The sequence below is a fragment of the Ruegeria sp. CDSB029 genome (assembly GCF_059611125.1).
Window position 1 is genome coordinate 153,681 of record NZ_JBXWOX010000006.1, and the last position, 15,685, is coordinate 169,365.

Genomic DNA, 15,685 nt, shown 5'->3' on the forward strand with positions numbered 1-15,685 from the left:
AATTCATCAAGGTTTTCATAAAACGGGCACAACGACCTTGCAAAAGACGCTCTCGAAAAATCGGGGATACCTGAAAGATCGCGTGAATGTTCTTTTGCCTGATGACTTGCAAGAAGCCAGCCTGGCTGCGCGGCGGTATGCGGTCGCCCCCAAGGATCGCACCCTTCGCAATTTCGGAGCAACCGTTCGCGAGGCGCTTAAGCCGTTTGCAGACCAAAGTGGCAAACCTCTGCTGATCAGCAATGAAGAATTCGCTGGTTTGATCCCCGGTCGCAAAGGGGTTTGGTCATATGAGCAAACGCACGTTCTTTCCAAAGCCCTGTTGGATGAGGTTTCGCGCCTGACTGATGCCGGGGATCGCATTATCTTTCTGTTTACGACCAGATACGCGGCCGATTGGATCAGAAGTACGTATTGGCAAAACCTTCGCAGCCACAGAATCCGCGAGGATCTGTCACAATACGGGAGGGCGTTGCAACAGGGTGCAGATCTTGAGGCGGTGGTGCGCCGGGTGAATGAAGTGGTTTCACCGCGTGCCGAGGTCGAATCTGTCAACGTTTCTGGTCTGGGCGATCACGATTTCCCGTTGATCAAGGCACTTTCCATTCTGAACGTGAGATCCGACAGGCTCATCACAAGTGAAAATCGGAACGTCCAGCCAGCCGGAGGCGCAGACTATTTTGTGGACCTGAACCGGTCGAATTTGAGCGATGAAGAGGTGGCGGCCGCGAAACGCGCGTACTTGGAAAAGCTGAAGCGGTCGGATGGCACCCATTGTTGAGTTGAAGCAAGGGCAGGCCCAGATTGGTACCGCTGCCCAATTTAGTTGCTGCAATGCAACGATCGGACGTCTCAAATCGGAGGCCCAGATAGGATTGGATGAACCGGAATATCATGGTTTCCAAAATACCGCTTGGAATTGGTGGTACACGAAGAGCGAATACCCTAGGCTTATTTTGCAATTTAAAAACAAATATTTGAGTAGAGAATCGCTTTGAGATTTCTTGAGGCTAGTGCGTCGTTATTTGTCAGAAACAATCTAAGGTTGAATTAATTTCGCTTTTAGTATCAGTTTGACTTGACACACCGGAAACATTTACGTGATTGCTGCACTTCGGTCTCTTTTCCGCCAGATTCTGTCCTGATAAGAAGGTGCAGTAAGCAGTGATTTGTTGAAAGGTACAGGCGGATACAATGACAGCCGGGGACAGCGGTCGCATATCCATTTCGTGGACGCAGACAGAGTTAAACGGACTTGAGGCGGCGCCTCAGTCTTTTTTGAAAGTAGGAGCCGCATGGTCGTGGCGTGGGCAGGCTCTTTCATTGGCCAGTCCGGCCGAACAGGGCCTTGTGTTGTCGGGTCAGGCCGAAGCATACGCATCAAAAGTGCTAAGCAGCATAGCGCCGCCGCCGAATCTGGCAGACGGAGCACTGGGTCGTATCGTTTTGACCAATGGCGCACAAAAGTACACGGCGCTATTGTTTTCGGTTGCCGGAGACACACACCCGACGCTGGTTTTCGAAAACGGGTATCCTGCGCGCGATCAGGAATTCTGGGTCAGCGCGTATACCGAGTTTGAAAGCGAAAGCAATTCCAGCCTCCCGGACCAAACCGTTGTCGCTTTCCCGACGCGGTCGCCGATGGATAATGGGTGGGAAAACGCAGTTGCGGGCGTCCGACGCGTAGCAGACTAAGGTTCCAATCAGGCTGCCTGCATTCGCACATAGCAAAAAAACCATAGTCGTGTTGACTCCGCCAGTTCTGCGGATATAAGCGCGGCTTCATTGGTGTTGGTGGGCCCCGTAAGGGGATTCCTGTCATGGGGGAAACCTCAAGAGGACAACGCCCTTCATAGTGGCCTGTGTGGGCCTCGACCTAAAGAAGGAGATCAGCCGTGACCAAACGCACGTCTGCCAAGTACAAAATTGACCGCCGGATGGGGGAAAACATCTGGGGTCGTCCGAAATCCCCAGTCAACCGTCGTGAGTACGGCCCCGGCCAGCACGGCCAGCGCCGCAAGGGCAAGCTGTCGGACTTCGGTCTGCAGCTGCGCGCCAAGCAGAAGCTGAAAGGCTACTATGGCGACCTGACCGAGAAGCAATTCCGCCGCATCTATGCCGAAGCCGTACGTGTGAACGGCGACACCGGTGAAAACCTGATCGGCCTGCTGGAGCGTCGTCTGGACGCTGTTGTTTACCGCGCCAAATTTGTTGCAACTGTCTTTGCTGCACGTCAGTTCGTGAACCACGGCCACGTCAAAGTGAACGGCAAGCGGGTCAACATCCCTAGCTACCGTGTCAAAGAAGGCGACGTAATCGAAGTACGCGACAAATCCAAGCAACTGGCCGTTGTTCTGGAAGCTGCCGCTCTGGCCGAGCGTGACGTGCCTGACTACATCGACGCCGACCACTCGAAAATGACAGCGACCTTCGTTCGCGCGCCGGGCCTGGGCGATGTGCCGTACCCGGTCGTCATGGAGCCGAACCTGGTCGTCGAATTCTACGCGAAGAACTAATTTTCGCCGACACCCAGAATTCCAGGGCCGCGCAGTTTGCGCGGCCCTTTTTTGTTTGGTCATGTGACGACGCGTATTGGGTTTGACGGCATGTCCAAAATTTGCGTCTCGGGTTTTCAAAAAGTATCAACCGAAGTGCCTCAGCAGAACGCCCGCATTGGGTGGGATGCTGGAATTCACGCTCGGCTTGCACAAGCTGCATTTCGAATTGAACGCGTAACAACCTACGAACAGCCTTGCAGCCAAATTACTGATCAAGCCCGCCGAAGGCGCTGAGTCAAATTGGCAGGGGCCTGCTTTCGGCGATGGCCTCCATCGCAAAGTACGAGGTCACACTGTCTAGTTCGACCTTGTCGATCAATCGCTGATACACCTTGTCATATGACGTCATATCTTGCGTGACGACTTTCAACTGATAGTCATAGTCGCCACCTATGCGGTGAAAATCCACCACCTCGGGGATGGTTAGGACATGGCTTCGAAAGGCTTGCAGCCATTCCGCCGAATGGTGCCGGGTGCGCAGCATAACAAAGACCACAAGGCTCAGCCCCAGTTTTTCGCGGGCGATCCGCGCGGTCGAACCGGTAATGACGCCATTTTCGTTCAACGCCTTCAGCCGCCGCCAGCAGGCATTTTGCGACAATCCGACTCGGTCCGCCAACTCACGCTGGGACAGTGTTGCGTCTGTTTGAAGTTCGCGAAGGATACGCTTGTCAATTTGATCTAGTTTTTCGGCCATATAGAAGCATATGACACAAAATTTTAGAAATCCACCAAAAGAAAGGTGAAGTTTCTGCATCCTCATTCAATCATATTTGGTGATGCAATATGGAGAATTAATCATGACCTTGTCCAAATTTCGCGCGGACCTCCAATCCACCACTCGCAATTCAACCCTGCGCGACGGGCTGATCGGAGAGAATGTTCTGATCCCCGGTCTGAATGGGGACGTGCCGCTGGTTTATGCGGACTACGTCGCTTCGGGTCGTGCGCTGCAGCAGGTAGAGGATTTTGTCGCCCATGAGGTGCTGCCTTTTTATGCCAACAGCCACACTGAGGCCTCCTATTGTGGGTCGTATATGACCCGTCTGCGCCGCGAAGCGCGCGCGGAAATAGCCCGCATTGTTGGAGCAAAGGAAGACGACGCGGTGATCTTTACCGGGTCCGGCGCCACTGCGGGCCTTAACCGGCTGGTCAGTTTGATGGGAATTGAGGGGGCTGACCGGCCGGTTGTTCTGATCGGGCCATATGAGCATCATTCGAACATCCTCCCCTGGCGGGAAAGCAAAGCGCAGGTCATCGAAATCCCCGAAGCGCCTGAAGGTGGCGTTGATCTGGGTGCACTTGAACGGGCATTGGTGGACAATTCCGATTCCGATCTGATTGTCGGTTCATTTTCCGCTGCCTCTAACGTAACCGGCATCATTACACACCCGGACCCGATCACGCGGCTGCTCAAGTCTCATGGCGCTGTTTCGATCTGGGATTACGCTGGTGGTGGACCATATTTGCCGATGGACATGGGGCCGGAAGATGCGCGCAAGGACGCCATCGTAGTCTCCCCGCACAAATTCCCGGGCGGCCCGGGCGCGTCCGGTGTGCTGATCGTCAATCAGAACGCAGTTCGCCGCACTTGCCCAAGTTGGCCTGGTGGCGGCACTGTCAGCTTTGTGTCGCCCTGGCGCCATGACTACAGCGAGGATTTGGCCACGCGAGAAGAAGCCGGAACACCCAATGTGATCGGAGATATCCGCGCCGCGCTGTCTTTCATCGTTAAGGATGTCGTCGGCACGGATGAAATTGCTGAACGCGAAGCCCGGTACAATGAAATGGCATTGAAAGGGTGGGGCGACAATCCGAACCTGACTTTGCTAGGTACTGAAAACCCGCATCGTTTGCCGATCTATTCTTTCCTTGTGCGGGACAACTCCGGCCAGCCGGTGCATCAGCAGCTGTTTACCCGGATGCTCAGCGACATCTACGGCATTCAGGCGCGCGGTGGTTGCGCCTGTGCCGGGCCATATGCGCATCGCTTGCTGGAAATCGACCGCGCAACGTCCGCTGAATTGCATGCGGCCCTGTCTGCGGGCGAAGAGATGAAGAAACCCGGATGGGTGCGGCTGAACTTCTCGTATCTGATGAGCGAGGCGACGGTTCAGTTCATCATCGACAGCGTCAATGATCTGTCCCACAGGACAGAAGAATTCGCCCCTTATTACAACGCCGACCCGGCGACCGCCCGCTTCAAAGCGGCGTGACGGAATTGCCGCTTTTCTCAACGCGTTGAGACGGGTATGAGAGGCTCCAACAACGGAGCCTCTTATGAACAAGATCACCCCGCAACCCGGCATTATGGACATCGCGCTCTATCAGGGCGGCCAGTCGCATGTGGCGGGGGTAGAGCATGTGATCAAGCTCAGCTCCAACGAAAATCCGTTTGGTCCCAGCCCCAAGGCGATCGAGGCCGTGCGCGGTAGTGCGGCGACGCTTCATCGGTATCCCAGCACCGACCACGCCAGTTTGCGCGCAGCGGTAGGCGCAAGGCACGGGTTGGACCCTGCGCGGTTAATCTGCGGCGTAGGCAGTGACGAGGTGCTGCAATTCATCGCCCAGGCCTATGCCGGGCCGGGCGATGACGTCATCTATACCGAGCACGGGTTTTCAATGTACCCGATCATCGCCCGTATGGCCGGCGCGACACCGGTGATGGTGGCCGAGCGCAACCGCCACGTGGATGTCGACAACATTTTGGCCGCCGTGACCGACCAGACCCGGATCGTGTTCGTGACGAACCCGGGCAACCCGACCTCGACTATGATCCCCGAGGCTGAATTGCTGCGTTTGGCCGAGGCATTACCCAAGACCTGCCTGATCGTGATCGACGGGGCCTATGCCGAGTTTGTCGAAGGGTTCGACGGCGGTGCATCGCTGGTAGACCGATTTGACAACGTGATTATGACGCGCACCTTTTCCAAGGTGTACGGTCTGGGTGGGATGCGTGTCGGCTGGGGCTATGCCGCACAGTCGATTATCGACGTTCTGAATCGGGTGCGCCAGCCGTTCAACCTGTCCTTGACCGCGTTGGCTGCTGCAGAGGCAGCGGTGAATGACTTGGAATTCCTGTCCTTCTGCCAGGCTGAAAACGCGCGCCTGCGGGTGTGGCTGTCGGAAGAACTGGACAAGATCGGGATTCCGTCGGATGCGTCCTGCACCAATTTCATCCTCGCCCGCTTTGCCAACCAGGCCGAGGCCGAAGCGTGTGACGACTATCTCAAGACCCAGGGTTTGATCGTGCGCCGCGTGGCGGGCTACAACCTGCCAAATGCCCTGCGGATCACCGTGGGCGACGAAGAAGCCTGCCGCCGTGTTGTTGCGGCCATCACTGCGTTCAAAGGGGGCGCCGCATGAGCCAAGTTTACGACCGTGTGGCCTTGATCGGGCTGGGCTTGATCGCCTCGTCAATGTTCTGGGCGATCAAACGCGCCGGGCTTGCGGGCGAGGTGACTGGCTATGCGAGGTCCGAGGCCACCCGCGAAACGGCCCGCCGTATCGGTCTGTGCGACCGCGTTTGCGACAGCGCGCAAGAGGCGGTCGAGGGCGCGGATCTTGTCGTGCTCTGCGTCCCTGTCGGCGCGATGGGGGCTGTTGCAAAGGAAATTGCGCCCGCATTGAAACCTGGGGCGACAGTGACAGATGTCGGCTCGGTCAAGCACCACGTTATTCAGGCCGTTGGGCCTGAAATCCCTGATGGCGTTCATTTCATACCCGCGCACCCGTTGGCGGGGACCGAGCATTCTGGCCCGGAATCGGGATTTGCCGAGCTATTTGATAACCGCTGGTGCCTGTTGGTTCCGGTCGAAGGCTCTGATCCGGACGCGATTGCCCGCCTGCGAGCGATGTGGGAAGGCATGGGCTCAAACGTTGATGAAATGGACGCGGATCACCATGATCTGGTTCTGGCCGTGACATCGCATGCGCCGCACTTGATCGCCTACACAATGGTTGGCGTGGCGGATGATCTGCGTCGGGTCACCGATACCGAAGTTATCAAGTATTCCGCTGCGGGGTTCCGGGACTTCACCCGCATTGCAGCCTCGGATCCGACGATGTGGCGTGACGTGTTCCTGACCAACAAGGAAGCGACGCTGGAGATCCTTGGCCGGTTTACCGAAGAGCTGTTTGCCTTGCAGCGCGCAATCAGAACAGGTGACGGCGAGCAACTATTCGACTATTTCACCCGTACACGCGCGATCCGCCGCGGCATCATTGACGCCGGGCAAGACACGGATGCGCCAGATTTCGGACGGGGGAAAACGAACCCATGACACGGGGCTGGAGAACCACTCTGATTGCATTTGCAGCGCTTTGCGCAGCGTCGACTCAGGCTGGTTCACTGGAACGCTCGTTAATACCATTGTCGCGGCCCGGCACTGTACTGGTCCCGCAACAGATCGTCCTCAGCAGCGCGGTGTTGCCTCAGCTGCCTCCGGCGACGATACGCCCGGAGTTGCGGCCAGCGTCGCCGCAGGTTTTGGCGGTCGCGGCCCGTCCCGCAGACCTGCCCCTGCTTGGACCAGACACATCGCTGATGCCGTACCTGCGGCCCAAAGCCCTTGAGCAGGAGGCGCTGTTCAAAAAGCGTAAGTTGCGTAAGGGGTCGGTATGCGGCGACATCAATATACAGGGCAAGCCAGTCGGCACTGTACCGGGTAAGATCAAGGCGTGTGGGATCAAGGACGCAGTGCAGATCACCTCGATCTCGGGGGTGACGCTTAGTCGTCCTTCCACGATGGATTGTGGAACGGCTGTTGCGCTGAACAAGTGGGTTGAAAAGGCAGTCAAGCCGACCTTCAAGAGACGCGGGCCGGTGGTCCAGTTGCAGGTCGCAGCTCATTACGCGTGTCGGACGCGAAACAACCGTAAAGGCGCCCGTATTTCCGAGCACGGCAAAGGCCGTGCAATTGATATCTCGGCTTTCAAGATGGCCGATGGAGAGGTTGTGTCGGTCCTGAACGGGTGGCGCAAGAACCCGTCCCAAAAACAACTGGTCAAGATCTGGCGCGAAGCGTGCGGGCCGTTTGGCACTGTACTAGGGCCAAACGCCGACCGATATCACCGGGATCATTTCCATCTGGATACCGCCCGCCATCGTCGCGGGCCATACTGCCGTTAACGCAAGATCAGGCGGGGCGCAGGCCCCAGCGGCAACGGCCCAAGTGCCACGAAACCGTCCCGAAAGTTAAGCTGCAGATCCAGCGCATTTGGGTTTCCACCCAACCCGGCCATGAAATTCAGCGCTCGTGTCACAGGATCAACGGCCTGATCGGGCAGGGCGCCTGCGGCATTGGCCATGGCAATCATGTCGCGCCAGTTTTCAGCTTTGACCGCAATCTCGCCCGTTGGGATGCCCTGGTGGTCAATGTCGAGCTCACCCGCCGCAAACAAACGCAAAGCGCCCCATTTCATCTCGGCCAGGTTCAGGTCAATCTTCACCGGCTGTGGTCTACCCTGTTCTAGAGCCGTACGATCCCACGGTTTGTTGAACGTGGCCGTCATGTCCAGTTCGAGCGTCTCAAACGCCTGCGGCAACGTGGTCGCAGACCGCATCAAATCGCGCAGACCATCTCCCGGGGTAAACCCGTCTATTCGAGCGCCGATGGCATAGGTTACCGGAATAGAGGTCTGTTCCATAACCAATGTCAGCGTATCGCCGCCAGCCAGCGCTTCGGCATCATCGGTGATCAACCATGAACCCGCGGTCAAAGCCATTTTTTCCAGCTCCAGCGCCACACCGGGTTGCAGCTGTAGCTCGGCTTGCAGATCGCTGGCTTCAATGGTCGCAGTCTGATCAAAATAGGACAGGCGCTGGGGCGTGTCGGCAAAGCGCAGCACCTGGCGCCCGGGCCAGATCGCAGGACTTTGGAACTCAATCCAATCCGCGCTCCACGCGGTGCCGTTGACCGGGTCTGCCAGAGCAGGACTGTTCAGGCGCGTAACGTGACGAAACGGATACCCGGCTGTTGAAACATCGGAAAAGTCCGCCTGCCAGCCTTGTTCCTGCTGATTGTCGAACCAGGCGGTGATTGCGTTGCGCAATCCGAATCCGGCAACGAACCAATAGGCGCTCCAGATAACCGTTAAGAAAATGACTACTCGTATTAGACCGCGCATGGCAGTTGGCCCTTTTTCCCGCGTTGAATTTGATGTTTATAGGCCGAAACGGGCAAGGACCAGAGCTATGACGATGTGGGTTTTTGGATATGGATCACTGCTGTGGAATCCGGGCTTTCCGGTCGCCCGCAGCGAACACGCCACATTGCATGGATACGCCCGGTCGTTCTGCATGAGCTCGATCCACCATCGCGGCACCGAAGAACACCCCGGCCTTGTGCTGGCACTGGATGAACAGGCTGATGCCAATTGCACTGGCTTGGCACTTTCGGTCGAGACCGGCCATGAAGAGCGCACCTTGCATGAGTTGCGCGAGCGTGAGCTGATTTCGTCAGCCTATGTCGAGAAAAACCTTGATGTGCATTTGAACAACGGCGAAGTCGTCACCGCGGTGACCTATGTGATCGACGCGGATCACGTCCAATATTGTGGCGGTATGCCATTGGAAGAGCAGGCGCAGATCATAGCACACGCAGTTGGCGGGCGCGGTCCGAACACAGAATACCTGTATAATACTGCTGAACATCTGGCCGAGATCGACCTGCGCGATCCCGATCTTGAGTGGTTAGCGCAACGGGTGCGCAGCATTACCGCATAAATCCTTGGCGTACCCGGTGGATTTTGGCTAGATTCACGCCAGAGCAGGCAAGAACCGGGAATTACGCGCATGGCGCAGGCACATCAGGGCGCGAGACCCCAATTCTCGCATCCCATCCGTCAAATTGTGATGATGTTGGTCGCAATTGGCCTGGCAGGCTTGGGCGTCTTTATGGCGCTGCCTTATGTGTTGCCGGTATTTCAGGCCAACCCGTACCTGAACGGCTTTATCATCCTGGTTTTCATAATCGGCGTTTTTGCTTGTTTCTTTCAGGTGACACAGCTGATTGGGTCGGTGCGCTGGATTGAAGCTTTTGTTGGCGGCGTTGTCCGCGAAGACGCGCGCACGCCGCAATTGCTGGCACCTTTAGCCTCATTGCTGCGCGAACGCGGTGCACGATCGCAGATCAGCTCAAGTTCGACCCGGTCGATCCTGGATTCGGTCGCGGAACGCGTCGAGGAAGAGCGTGAGATCACGCGCTATATTACCAATGTTCTGATTTATCTGGGCCTTTTGGGCACGTTCTTTGGCTTGGCGACCACCGTTCCAGCCATTGTCGACACGATCCGCAGCCTGAACCCGCAAGAGGGCGAAGAAGGGCTGGCCGTATTCAACCGCCTGATGGTGGGGTTAGAAGCCCAGCTACAAGGAATGGGCGTGGCATTTGGGTCGTCCCTTTTGGGCCTTGCCGGGTCTCTGATCGTCGGTTTGCTGGAACTGTTCGCAGGTCACGGCCAGAACCGGTTCTACCGCGAGCTTGAGGAATGGTTGTCCTCAATCACCCGCGTTGGTTTTGCGGCTGCAGATGAGGGTGGCGCAGAGCTTGCGGTTCTGACCCCAGTTCTGGACGCGATGTCCGAACAGATGGATGCACTGCAGGACCTGTTTTCGGGGCAAGAGGCTGATCGTGCTGCCGTGTCGGTCAAACTGGGCCAACTGGTCGACGCGATCGGTGAGATGAACGTGCGACAGTCTGAATCCGAAGGGGTGACAGCCGCATTGGAACGCGTGGCCCTTGGGCAGGACGCCCTTCTGGATCACATGCGTGATCAGGGTACAGGGGATGGAATTGACGCCGAAAGCCGGATGCGTCTGCGGTCGATGGACGTTCAACTATTGCGCATCCTCGAAGAAATCTCGGCCGGTCGCCAGGAAAGCATGAGCGAATTGCGCAAGGATATCGAACTGCTTGTCAAAGCCCTGACATTGCCCCGAGGCGCCGTTCGCACCGCTCCGGAAGGAGAGTAATCCATGGCTCTGTCCCGCCGCACAGGTCAGCGTTTTCAGGGCTCGGTTTGGCCGGGTTTTGTTGACGCGATCACCGGTTTGCTGATGGTGCTGACCTTCGTTCTGACCATCTTTATGGTGGTGCAGTTCGTGTTGCGCGAAACCATTTCCGGGCAAGAGGACGAATTGACCGCCCTGTCGGATGAAGTCGCAGCGCTGGCCGGGGCATTGGGATTGGAGGAGCGTGAGAATAACCGCCTGGAGGCCCGTCTTGGCGCGTTGAACACGACCCTGTCGCAAACTGAAGATACGCTGGCGCGGGCCGAAGTGGACTTGGCGCTGTCGCAGGCGCGTATCACGGATTTTGAGGCGCAGGTCGCCGCACTTTTGACGGATCAGGAGCGGGCACGCAGTGCAATTGCAACACTGGAATCCCAGCGTGCCAAGTTGCTGGAGGACCAAGAGGCGCTGAACCTCGCGCTGGCGCAAAGTCGGTCGGAGATCGATGAACAGGCCGAAGCCGCCCGGCTGGCAGCCGCCCAACGCGAGGCGTTGGAGGCGTTGGTTGCGGATCTCGAACAAAGCGATGCTGCGCAATCCACTCGGATCGGTGAACTGGAAAACCAGCTCAGCGCGGAAGAAGCCGCCAAGCTGGCCGAGGCTGCGGCTGCCGAGAACCTGCGCAATCGTCTGCAGAATGCGGATGCCGAGTTGACGGCGATGACGCTGGCATTGGAAGCGCAGCGCAAAGAAGCTGAGGATACGCTGACCCTGCTTGCCGCCGCTCAAGCTGCCAGGGCCGAACTTGAGCGCCAGTTTGGTGCGCTGGACGCAGAGGAGTTGCAGGCGCAACTACAAGCCGCTTTGGCCGCGCAGACCGAGGCGCAGGCCGAGGCACAATCGCAGCGCTCGTTAGCCGAAGAGCGTGCAAACTTATTGGCTTTGGCCCGTGAAGCGATCTCAGATGAGAAAACGATTTCCGCAAAAGCGCAGCGAGAGACGGCGTTGTTGAACCAACAGATGGCGGCACTGCGCCAACAACTTGGCGGGTTGCAGGCGTTGTTGGACGACTATGAAGAACGCAACGCCGCTTCGGACATTCGAATTCAGACCCTGGGTCAGGACCTGAACGCAGCTTTGGCCCGCGCGGCCTCGGAAGAACGCCGTCGGCGTCTGTTGGAAGAGGCTGAGCGTGCCCGGCTGGAGGCCGAGGCCGAAGCTCTGTCTGGACAAAATCAGGAATTGGCGGCGCAGGCCGAGGACCTGCAGCGCTATCGGTCAGAGTTCTTTGGAAGATTGCGCGACGTCCTAGGGGATGAAGAAGGCGTTCGGATCGAAGGCGACCGTTTTGTGTTCTCGTCCGAGGTCCTGTTTGACACGGGTTCGGCCGTTTTGTCACCGGCCGGGCAGCAGGACATCGCCAAGGTGGCAAATATCCTGCGCAGCGTGGCGGCTGAAATTCCCGAAGGCCTGAACTGGGTGATCCGCGTTGATGGTCACACTGATAACGTGCCGCTGGCCGGTTCCGGGCGCTATCGCGACAATTGGGAACTTAGTCAGGGTCGTGCCTTGTCCGTAGTGCGGTACATGGTCGATGCGCTGGGTATCCCGCCGAGCCGATTGGCCGCAAACGGTTTTGGTGAGTTCCAGCCCGTAAACCCGGCAGACACCCCGGAGGCCCGGGCGCAAAACCGCCGAATCGAGCTGAAACTCACCGAAAGGTAACCGAGACACTCGTTAAGAAACCCGGGTTAGCGACGACCGAACCGAAAGCTGCTATCGGGCTTGCCCGCAAAGCAGCGCGGGATGACCGGGTAACTTTCAGTCAGGAAATAGGCATACGTTCCAGATGGATATTCAGGCGAAACCGTAAAGGCTCCGTTACATTCATCCAGATTTCCGGCGCCTGCTACATAGGCGTAGTCCTCATTGAATGTGCCATCATGTTTTCCGTCGGGCGCGTTTCCTCCGGGGCGGTTGCCGTTCTTCAGACGGTAGGACGACTTAATTTGTGTCACTTTCCCATCCACAACGCCGGTCATCGCATAGATTGGGAAGCCGTCTGCCGCATATCCGATCAGCGGTGAATGTCGGTTGGGTGTATAGTTCAGCAGCTCAATAAAACCGGTGGGAATGCCGTGATAATGGTATTTTCCATTGGGTTGAACGTGCGCATAGTTTTCGTCGAACCCCAAAGTAACCGCGCCCCCAAGCGCATTGTATGACCAGCCTGAGCGGGGATTGCCCTGCCAGAACTCAGCGGCCAGCGGGTCGAACACGACGCCGTTCAGAGACACACCAAAATTCCAACCCATTTCAAGCGGGGTGGTGGATCGATTGGATTTCGGGTTCGTCGGTACTTTCAAATTGACACGTTGCTCGGAAATGCTGTGCGGGTTGCCTTGGTTCGGAAAGCGCCCGACAAGGTGATCGGGGATCCCGTTTGCCGAGACGCGTATACTTTTGCGGGTCTCAGAGATTTCAGAGTGGCTGTGCCCCGGATCAACCGTTGCGGCCTGCAAGCGCAACGGTCGTGTTTCCGTCTCGTCATGATACCGAAATCGGTGCTGGGCGGTTGCAATGGCGGCAACGGCGGAGAGAGCGAAAGCAACGCTCCAAACGGCGACGGTTTTGGTCATCAAAATCCCCTTTTTGCGATTCAACAGTGACATTGAAACGCGCAGGGTTGGTTATTCCGTCGATTTCGCTTGTATTGGAAACGAAATCGCCCGGTTGCTGGGCAACCGGGCGATCAATTTCATTGAGAAAATTGGGTCTTAGTCCGCGGTTAAAAGCGGAGGTTTGTCGCCCGGAATACGCGGTTGATCGGGGCCAAGAATTTCCAGGTTCAAATCGCCCTTTTTGACGGACACGCGGACCACACCACCCTTGGCCAGCTTTCCGAACAGCAACTCCTCGGCCAATGGTTTCTTGATGTGTTCCTGAATGACACGACCCAGAGGGCGAGCACCCATCTTGTCATCATACCCTTTGTCCGCCAGCCACGCGGCAGCTTTGGGGGTCAGGTCGATGGTCACATTGCGATCCAGCAATTGCGCTTCAAGCTGCAGAACGAACTTCTCGACCACCTGCAGGATGACCTCTTTCGGCAGTGGCGCGAAGGAGATCACAGCGTCCAGGCGGTTGCGGAATTCCGGCGTGAACATACGTTCGATTGCGGCCGTATCCTCGCCCTCGCGACGGTCACGGGCAAAGCCGATGGCAGCCTTGGCCTGTTCCTGCGCACCCGCGTTCGAGGTCATGATCAGCACAACGTTGCGGAAGTTCACCGTACGTCCGTTGTGATCGGTCAACTCACCGTGGTCCATCACCTGCAAAAGGATGTTGAACACGTCCGGATGGGCCTTTTCGATCTCATCCAGCAGCAGCACGCAATGCGGATGCTGGTCGACGCCGTCGGTCAGCAGACCACCCTGATCAAAGCCTACATAGCCCGGAGGCGCGCCAATCAGACGGGAAACGGCGTGCTTCTCCATGTATTCAGACATGTCAAAGCGCAGCAGTTCCACACCCAGCGTATCCGCCAGCTGTTTCGCGACTTCGGTTTTACCCACACCGGTCGGGCCAGCGAACAGATAGTTGCCGATGGGCTTTTCAGGTTCACGCAAACCGGCACGCGCCAGCTTGATCGCACTGGACAACGCCTCGATTGCAAGATCCTGGCCGAACACGACACGTTTCAACGAGGCCTCGAGGTCTTTCAGCACTTCGGCATCGTCTTTGGTGACGTTCTTGGGTGGGATGCGGGCGATCTTGGCGACGACCGCCTCGATTTCCTTGACCCCAATGGTCTTGCGCCTTTTGCTTTCAGCCACCAGATGCTGCGCCGCACCGGCCTCATCGATTACATCGATGGCCTTGTCGGGCAGTTTACGGTCGTTGATGTAGCGGGCCGACAGTTCCACTGCGGTCTTGATGGCATCAGCGGTGTATTTGATCTCGTGATGTTCTTCGAAATAGGGTTTCAGACCGCGCAGAATTTTCACGCTGTCTTCGACCGAAGGCTCGCTCACGTCGATCTTCTGGAACCGGCGGCTTAGCGCGCGGTCCTTTTCAAAATGCTGACGGAATTCCTTGTATGTGGTCGAGCCCATGGTGCGCAGCTTGCCGCCCTGCAGGGCAGGTTTCAGCAGGTTCGACGCATCCATCGCGCCACCCGACGTTGCACCGGCACCGATCACGGTGTGAATTTCATCAATGAACAGCACCGCGTCGGGGTGGTCTTCCAATTCGGTCACAACCGCCTTCAGGCGTTCCTCAAAGTCGCCGCGATAGCGGGTACCTGCCAGCAGAGCACCCATGTCGAGAGAATAAATTGTGGTCTCAGACAGTACATCTGGCGCTTCGCCGCCAACAATCTTACGTGCCAGGCCTTCCGCAATAGCCGTCTTGCCCACGCCCGGGTCCCCAACCAACAGTGGGTTGTTCTTGCGGCGACGGCACAGGACCTGAATACAACGCTCAACCTCATCAGCTCGACCGATCAGCGGGTCGACATCGCCTGCGCGCGATTTAGCGTTCAGGTCAATGCAGTACTTCCCGAGCGCGCTTTCCTTCTGTTCGCCTTCGGTGACGCCAGGTTGAGCCTCTTCCTCGACCTGATCCGCGCCGGATACCGAGCGGTTTTCACCGTAGGCAGGGTCTTTGGCCACGCCGTGCGCGATGAAGTTTACCGCGTCATAGCGCGTCATGTCCTGCTCTTGCAGGAAATAGGCGGCATTGCTTTCACGTTCGGCAAAGATGGCGACCAGAACGTTTGCGCCGGTCACTTCGGTCCGGCCCGAGCTTTGGACGTGGATCGCCGCGCGTTGTATGACGCGCTGGAAAGCGGCCGTTGGCACGGCCTCGGAACCGTCGATATCCGTGACCAGATTGGACAGGTCCTCGTCAATGAATTCAACCAGAGTGCTGCGCAGTTCTTCCAGATCGACGCTGCAGGCCTTCATGACGCGGATGGCGTCAGGTTCTTCAAGTAACGCCAGAAGCAGATGCTCTAGCGTGGCAAATTCGTGACGCCGTTCATTCGCAGCTGCCAAGGCCGCGTGGATGGCTTGTTCTAATGTGCTCGAGAATGAAGGCACGCGGGTGCTCCTCTGTCTTGGGTCGAAAGGGGCAGGCTTCGGCCGGAACCCCATCCCAACCATGTCCTCAT

Annotated in this window: 14 protein-coding genes; 10 read left to right on the forward strand and 4 right to left on the reverse strand. The window is 57.5% G+C overall.

Annotation, left to right across the window (positions count from 1 at the left end; all coding sequences use genetic code 11):
- Positions 1 to 82: 82 nt before the first annotated feature.
- The 3 genes from AC2FI8_RS09415 to rpsD all read left to right on the forward strand — a co-directional run bounded on the left by AC2FI8_RS09415 (position 83) and on the right by rpsD (position 2,516).
- On the forward strand, positions 83 to 781 hold the full coding sequence (locus AC2FI8_RS09415; protein ID WP_496778714.1) for a hypothetical protein: 699 nt from the start codon (positions 83 to 85) through the stop codon (positions 779 to 781).
- A gap of 413 nt (positions 782 to 1,194) precedes the next feature.
- Positions 1,195 to 1,695, forward strand: a complete 501-nt coding sequence (locus AC2FI8_RS09420) for a hypothetical protein (RefSeq protein WP_496769130.1) — start codon at positions 1,195 to 1,197, stop codon at positions 1,693 to 1,695.
- 200 nt (positions 1,696 to 1,895) lie between these two features.
- Complete coding sequence (gene rpsD, locus AC2FI8_RS09425; protein WP_058275494.1) at positions 1,896 to 2,516, forward strand: 30S ribosomal protein S4; 621 nt, start codon at positions 1,896 to 1,898, stop codon at positions 2,514 to 2,516.
- 277 nt (positions 2,517 to 2,793) lie between these two features.
- On the opposite strand, the gene AC2FI8_RS09430 is transcribed toward rpsD, so the two are convergent.
- On the reverse strand, positions 2,794 to 3,255 hold the full coding sequence (locus tag AC2FI8_RS09430; RefSeq protein ID WP_108859492.1) for an Lrp/AsnC family transcriptional regulator: 462 nt from the start codon (positions 3,253 to 3,255) through the stop codon (positions 2,794 to 2,796).
- Positions 3,256 to 3,358: 103 nt separating this feature from the next.
- On the opposite strand from AC2FI8_RS09430, the gene AC2FI8_RS09435 reads away from it, so the two are divergent.
- From AC2FI8_RS09435 to AC2FI8_RS09450, 4 genes are all read left to right on the forward strand, one after another.
- Positions 3,359 to 4,774, forward strand: a complete 1,416-nt coding sequence (locus tag AC2FI8_RS09435) for an aminotransferase class V-fold PLP-dependent enzyme (RefSeq protein WP_496778716.1) — start codon at positions 3,359 to 3,361, stop codon at positions 4,772 to 4,774.
- A 64-nt stretch (positions 4,775 to 4,838) separates the two neighbouring features.
- Positions 4,839 to 5,924, forward strand: a complete 1,086-nt coding sequence (gene hisC / locus AC2FI8_RS09440; RefSeq protein ID WP_496778718.1) for a histidinol-phosphate transaminase — start codon at positions 4,839 to 4,841, stop codon at positions 5,922 to 5,924.
- On the forward strand, positions 5,921 to 6,841 hold the full coding sequence (locus tag AC2FI8_RS09445) for a prephenate/arogenate dehydrogenase family protein (protein ID WP_496769124.1): 921 nt from the start codon (positions 5,921 to 5,923) through the stop codon (positions 6,839 to 6,841). The genes hisC and AC2FI8_RS09445 overlap by 4 nt, the downstream gene beginning before the upstream one ends.
- On the forward strand, positions 6,838 to 7,689 hold the full coding sequence (locus tag AC2FI8_RS09450; RefSeq protein WP_496778720.1) for an extensin-like domain-containing protein: 852 nt from the start codon (positions 6,838 to 6,840) through the stop codon (positions 7,687 to 7,689). Before AC2FI8_RS09445 ends, AC2FI8_RS09450 begins: the two co-directional genes overlap by 4 nt.
- Here AC2FI8_RS09450 and AC2FI8_RS09455 read toward each other — a convergent pair.
- On the reverse strand, positions 7,686 to 8,687 hold the full coding sequence (locus AC2FI8_RS09455; RefSeq protein ID WP_496738227.1) for a DUF2125 domain-containing protein: 1,002 nt from the start codon (positions 8,685 to 8,687) through the stop codon (positions 7,686 to 7,688). The genes AC2FI8_RS09450 and AC2FI8_RS09455 overlap by 4 nt on opposite strands.
- Before the next feature lie 67 nt (positions 8,688 to 8,754).
- Between AC2FI8_RS09455 and AC2FI8_RS09460 the strand changes: the two genes are divergently transcribed.
- The 3 genes from AC2FI8_RS09460 to AC2FI8_RS09470 all read left to right on the forward strand — a co-directional run bounded on the left by AC2FI8_RS09460 (position 8,755) and on the right by AC2FI8_RS09470 (position 12,237).
- Positions 8,755 to 9,285, forward strand: coding sequence for a gamma-glutamylcyclotransferase (locus tag AC2FI8_RS09460; protein WP_496778722.1), 531 nt, complete (start codon positions 8,755 to 8,757; stop codon positions 9,283 to 9,285).
- Positions 9,286 to 9,354: 69 nt separating this feature from the next.
- Entirely contained in the window at positions 9,355 to 10,533 is a 1,179-nt protein-coding gene (locus AC2FI8_RS09465; protein ID WP_496723955.1) for a biopolymer transporter ExbB, read from the forward strand.
- 3 nt (positions 10,534 to 10,536) lie between these two features.
- A complete protein-coding gene (locus AC2FI8_RS09470; protein WP_496738224.1) occupies positions 10,537 to 12,237 on the forward strand; it encodes a peptidoglycan -binding protein in 1,701 nt (566 codons plus the stop codon).
- A 26-nt stretch (positions 12,238 to 12,263) separates the two neighbouring features.
- Here AC2FI8_RS09470 and AC2FI8_RS09475 read toward each other — a convergent pair whose 3' ends face one another.
- Positions 12,264 to 13,151 carry a YHYH protein gene (locus tag AC2FI8_RS09475; protein WP_496778724.1) on the reverse strand — a complete coding sequence of 296 codons (888 nt, stop codon included), beginning with the start codon at positions 13,149 to 13,151 and terminating at the stop codon, positions 12,264 to 12,266.
- Positions 13,152 to 13,289: 138 nt separating this feature from the next.
- Positions 13,290 to 15,614 carry an ATP-dependent Clp protease ATP-binding subunit ClpA gene (gene clpA, locus AC2FI8_RS09480; protein ID WP_496738222.1) on the reverse strand — a complete coding sequence of 775 codons (2,325 nt, stop codon included), beginning with the start codon at positions 15,612 to 15,614 and terminating at the stop codon, positions 13,290 to 13,292.
- Positions 15,615 to 15,685 lie beyond the last annotated feature (71 nt).

What these genes read in the sequence shown, in the direction of transcription:
- AC2FI8_RS09420 (WP_496769130.1), top strand. Translation starts at nt 1,195, where the DNA reads ATGACAGCCGGGGACAGCGGTCGCATATCCATTTCGTGGACGCAGACA.
- AC2FI8_RS09430 (WP_108859492.1), bottom strand. Translation starts at nt 3,255, where the DNA reads ATGGCCGAAAAACTAGATCAAATTGACAAGCGTATCCTTCGCGAACTT.
- AC2FI8_RS09435 (WP_496778716.1), top strand. Translation starts at nt 3,359, where the DNA reads ATGACCTTGTCCAAATTTCGCGCGGACCTCCAATCCACCACTCGCAAT.
- hisC (WP_496778718.1), top strand. Translation starts at nt 4,839, where the DNA reads ATGAACAAGATCACCCCGCAACCCGGCATTATGGACATCGCGCTCTAT.
- AC2FI8_RS09445 (WP_496769124.1), top strand. Translation starts at nt 5,921, where the DNA reads ATGAGCCAAGTTTACGACCGTGTGGCCTTGATCGGGCTGGGCTTGATC.
- AC2FI8_RS09450 (WP_496778720.1), top strand. Translation starts at nt 6,838, where the DNA reads ATGACACGGGGCTGGAGAACCACTCTGATTGCATTTGCAGCGCTTTGC.
- AC2FI8_RS09455 (WP_496738227.1), bottom strand. Translation starts at nt 8,687, where the DNA reads ATGCGCGGTCTAATACGAGTAGTCATTTTCTTAACGGTTATCTGGAGC.
- AC2FI8_RS09460 (WP_496778722.1), top strand. Translation starts at nt 8,755, where the DNA reads ATGACGATGTGGGTTTTTGGATATGGATCACTGCTGTGGAATCCGGGC.
- AC2FI8_RS09465 (WP_496723955.1), top strand. Translation starts at nt 9,355, where the DNA reads ATGGCGCAGGCACATCAGGGCGCGAGACCCCAATTCTCGCATCCCATC.
- AC2FI8_RS09470 (WP_496738224.1), top strand. Translation starts at nt 10,537, where the DNA reads ATGGCTCTGTCCCGCCGCACAGGTCAGCGTTTTCAGGGCTCGGTTTGG.
- AC2FI8_RS09475 (WP_496778724.1), bottom strand. Translation starts at nt 13,151, where the DNA reads ATGACCAAAACCGTCGCCGTTTGGAGCGTTGCTTTCGCTCTCTCCGCC.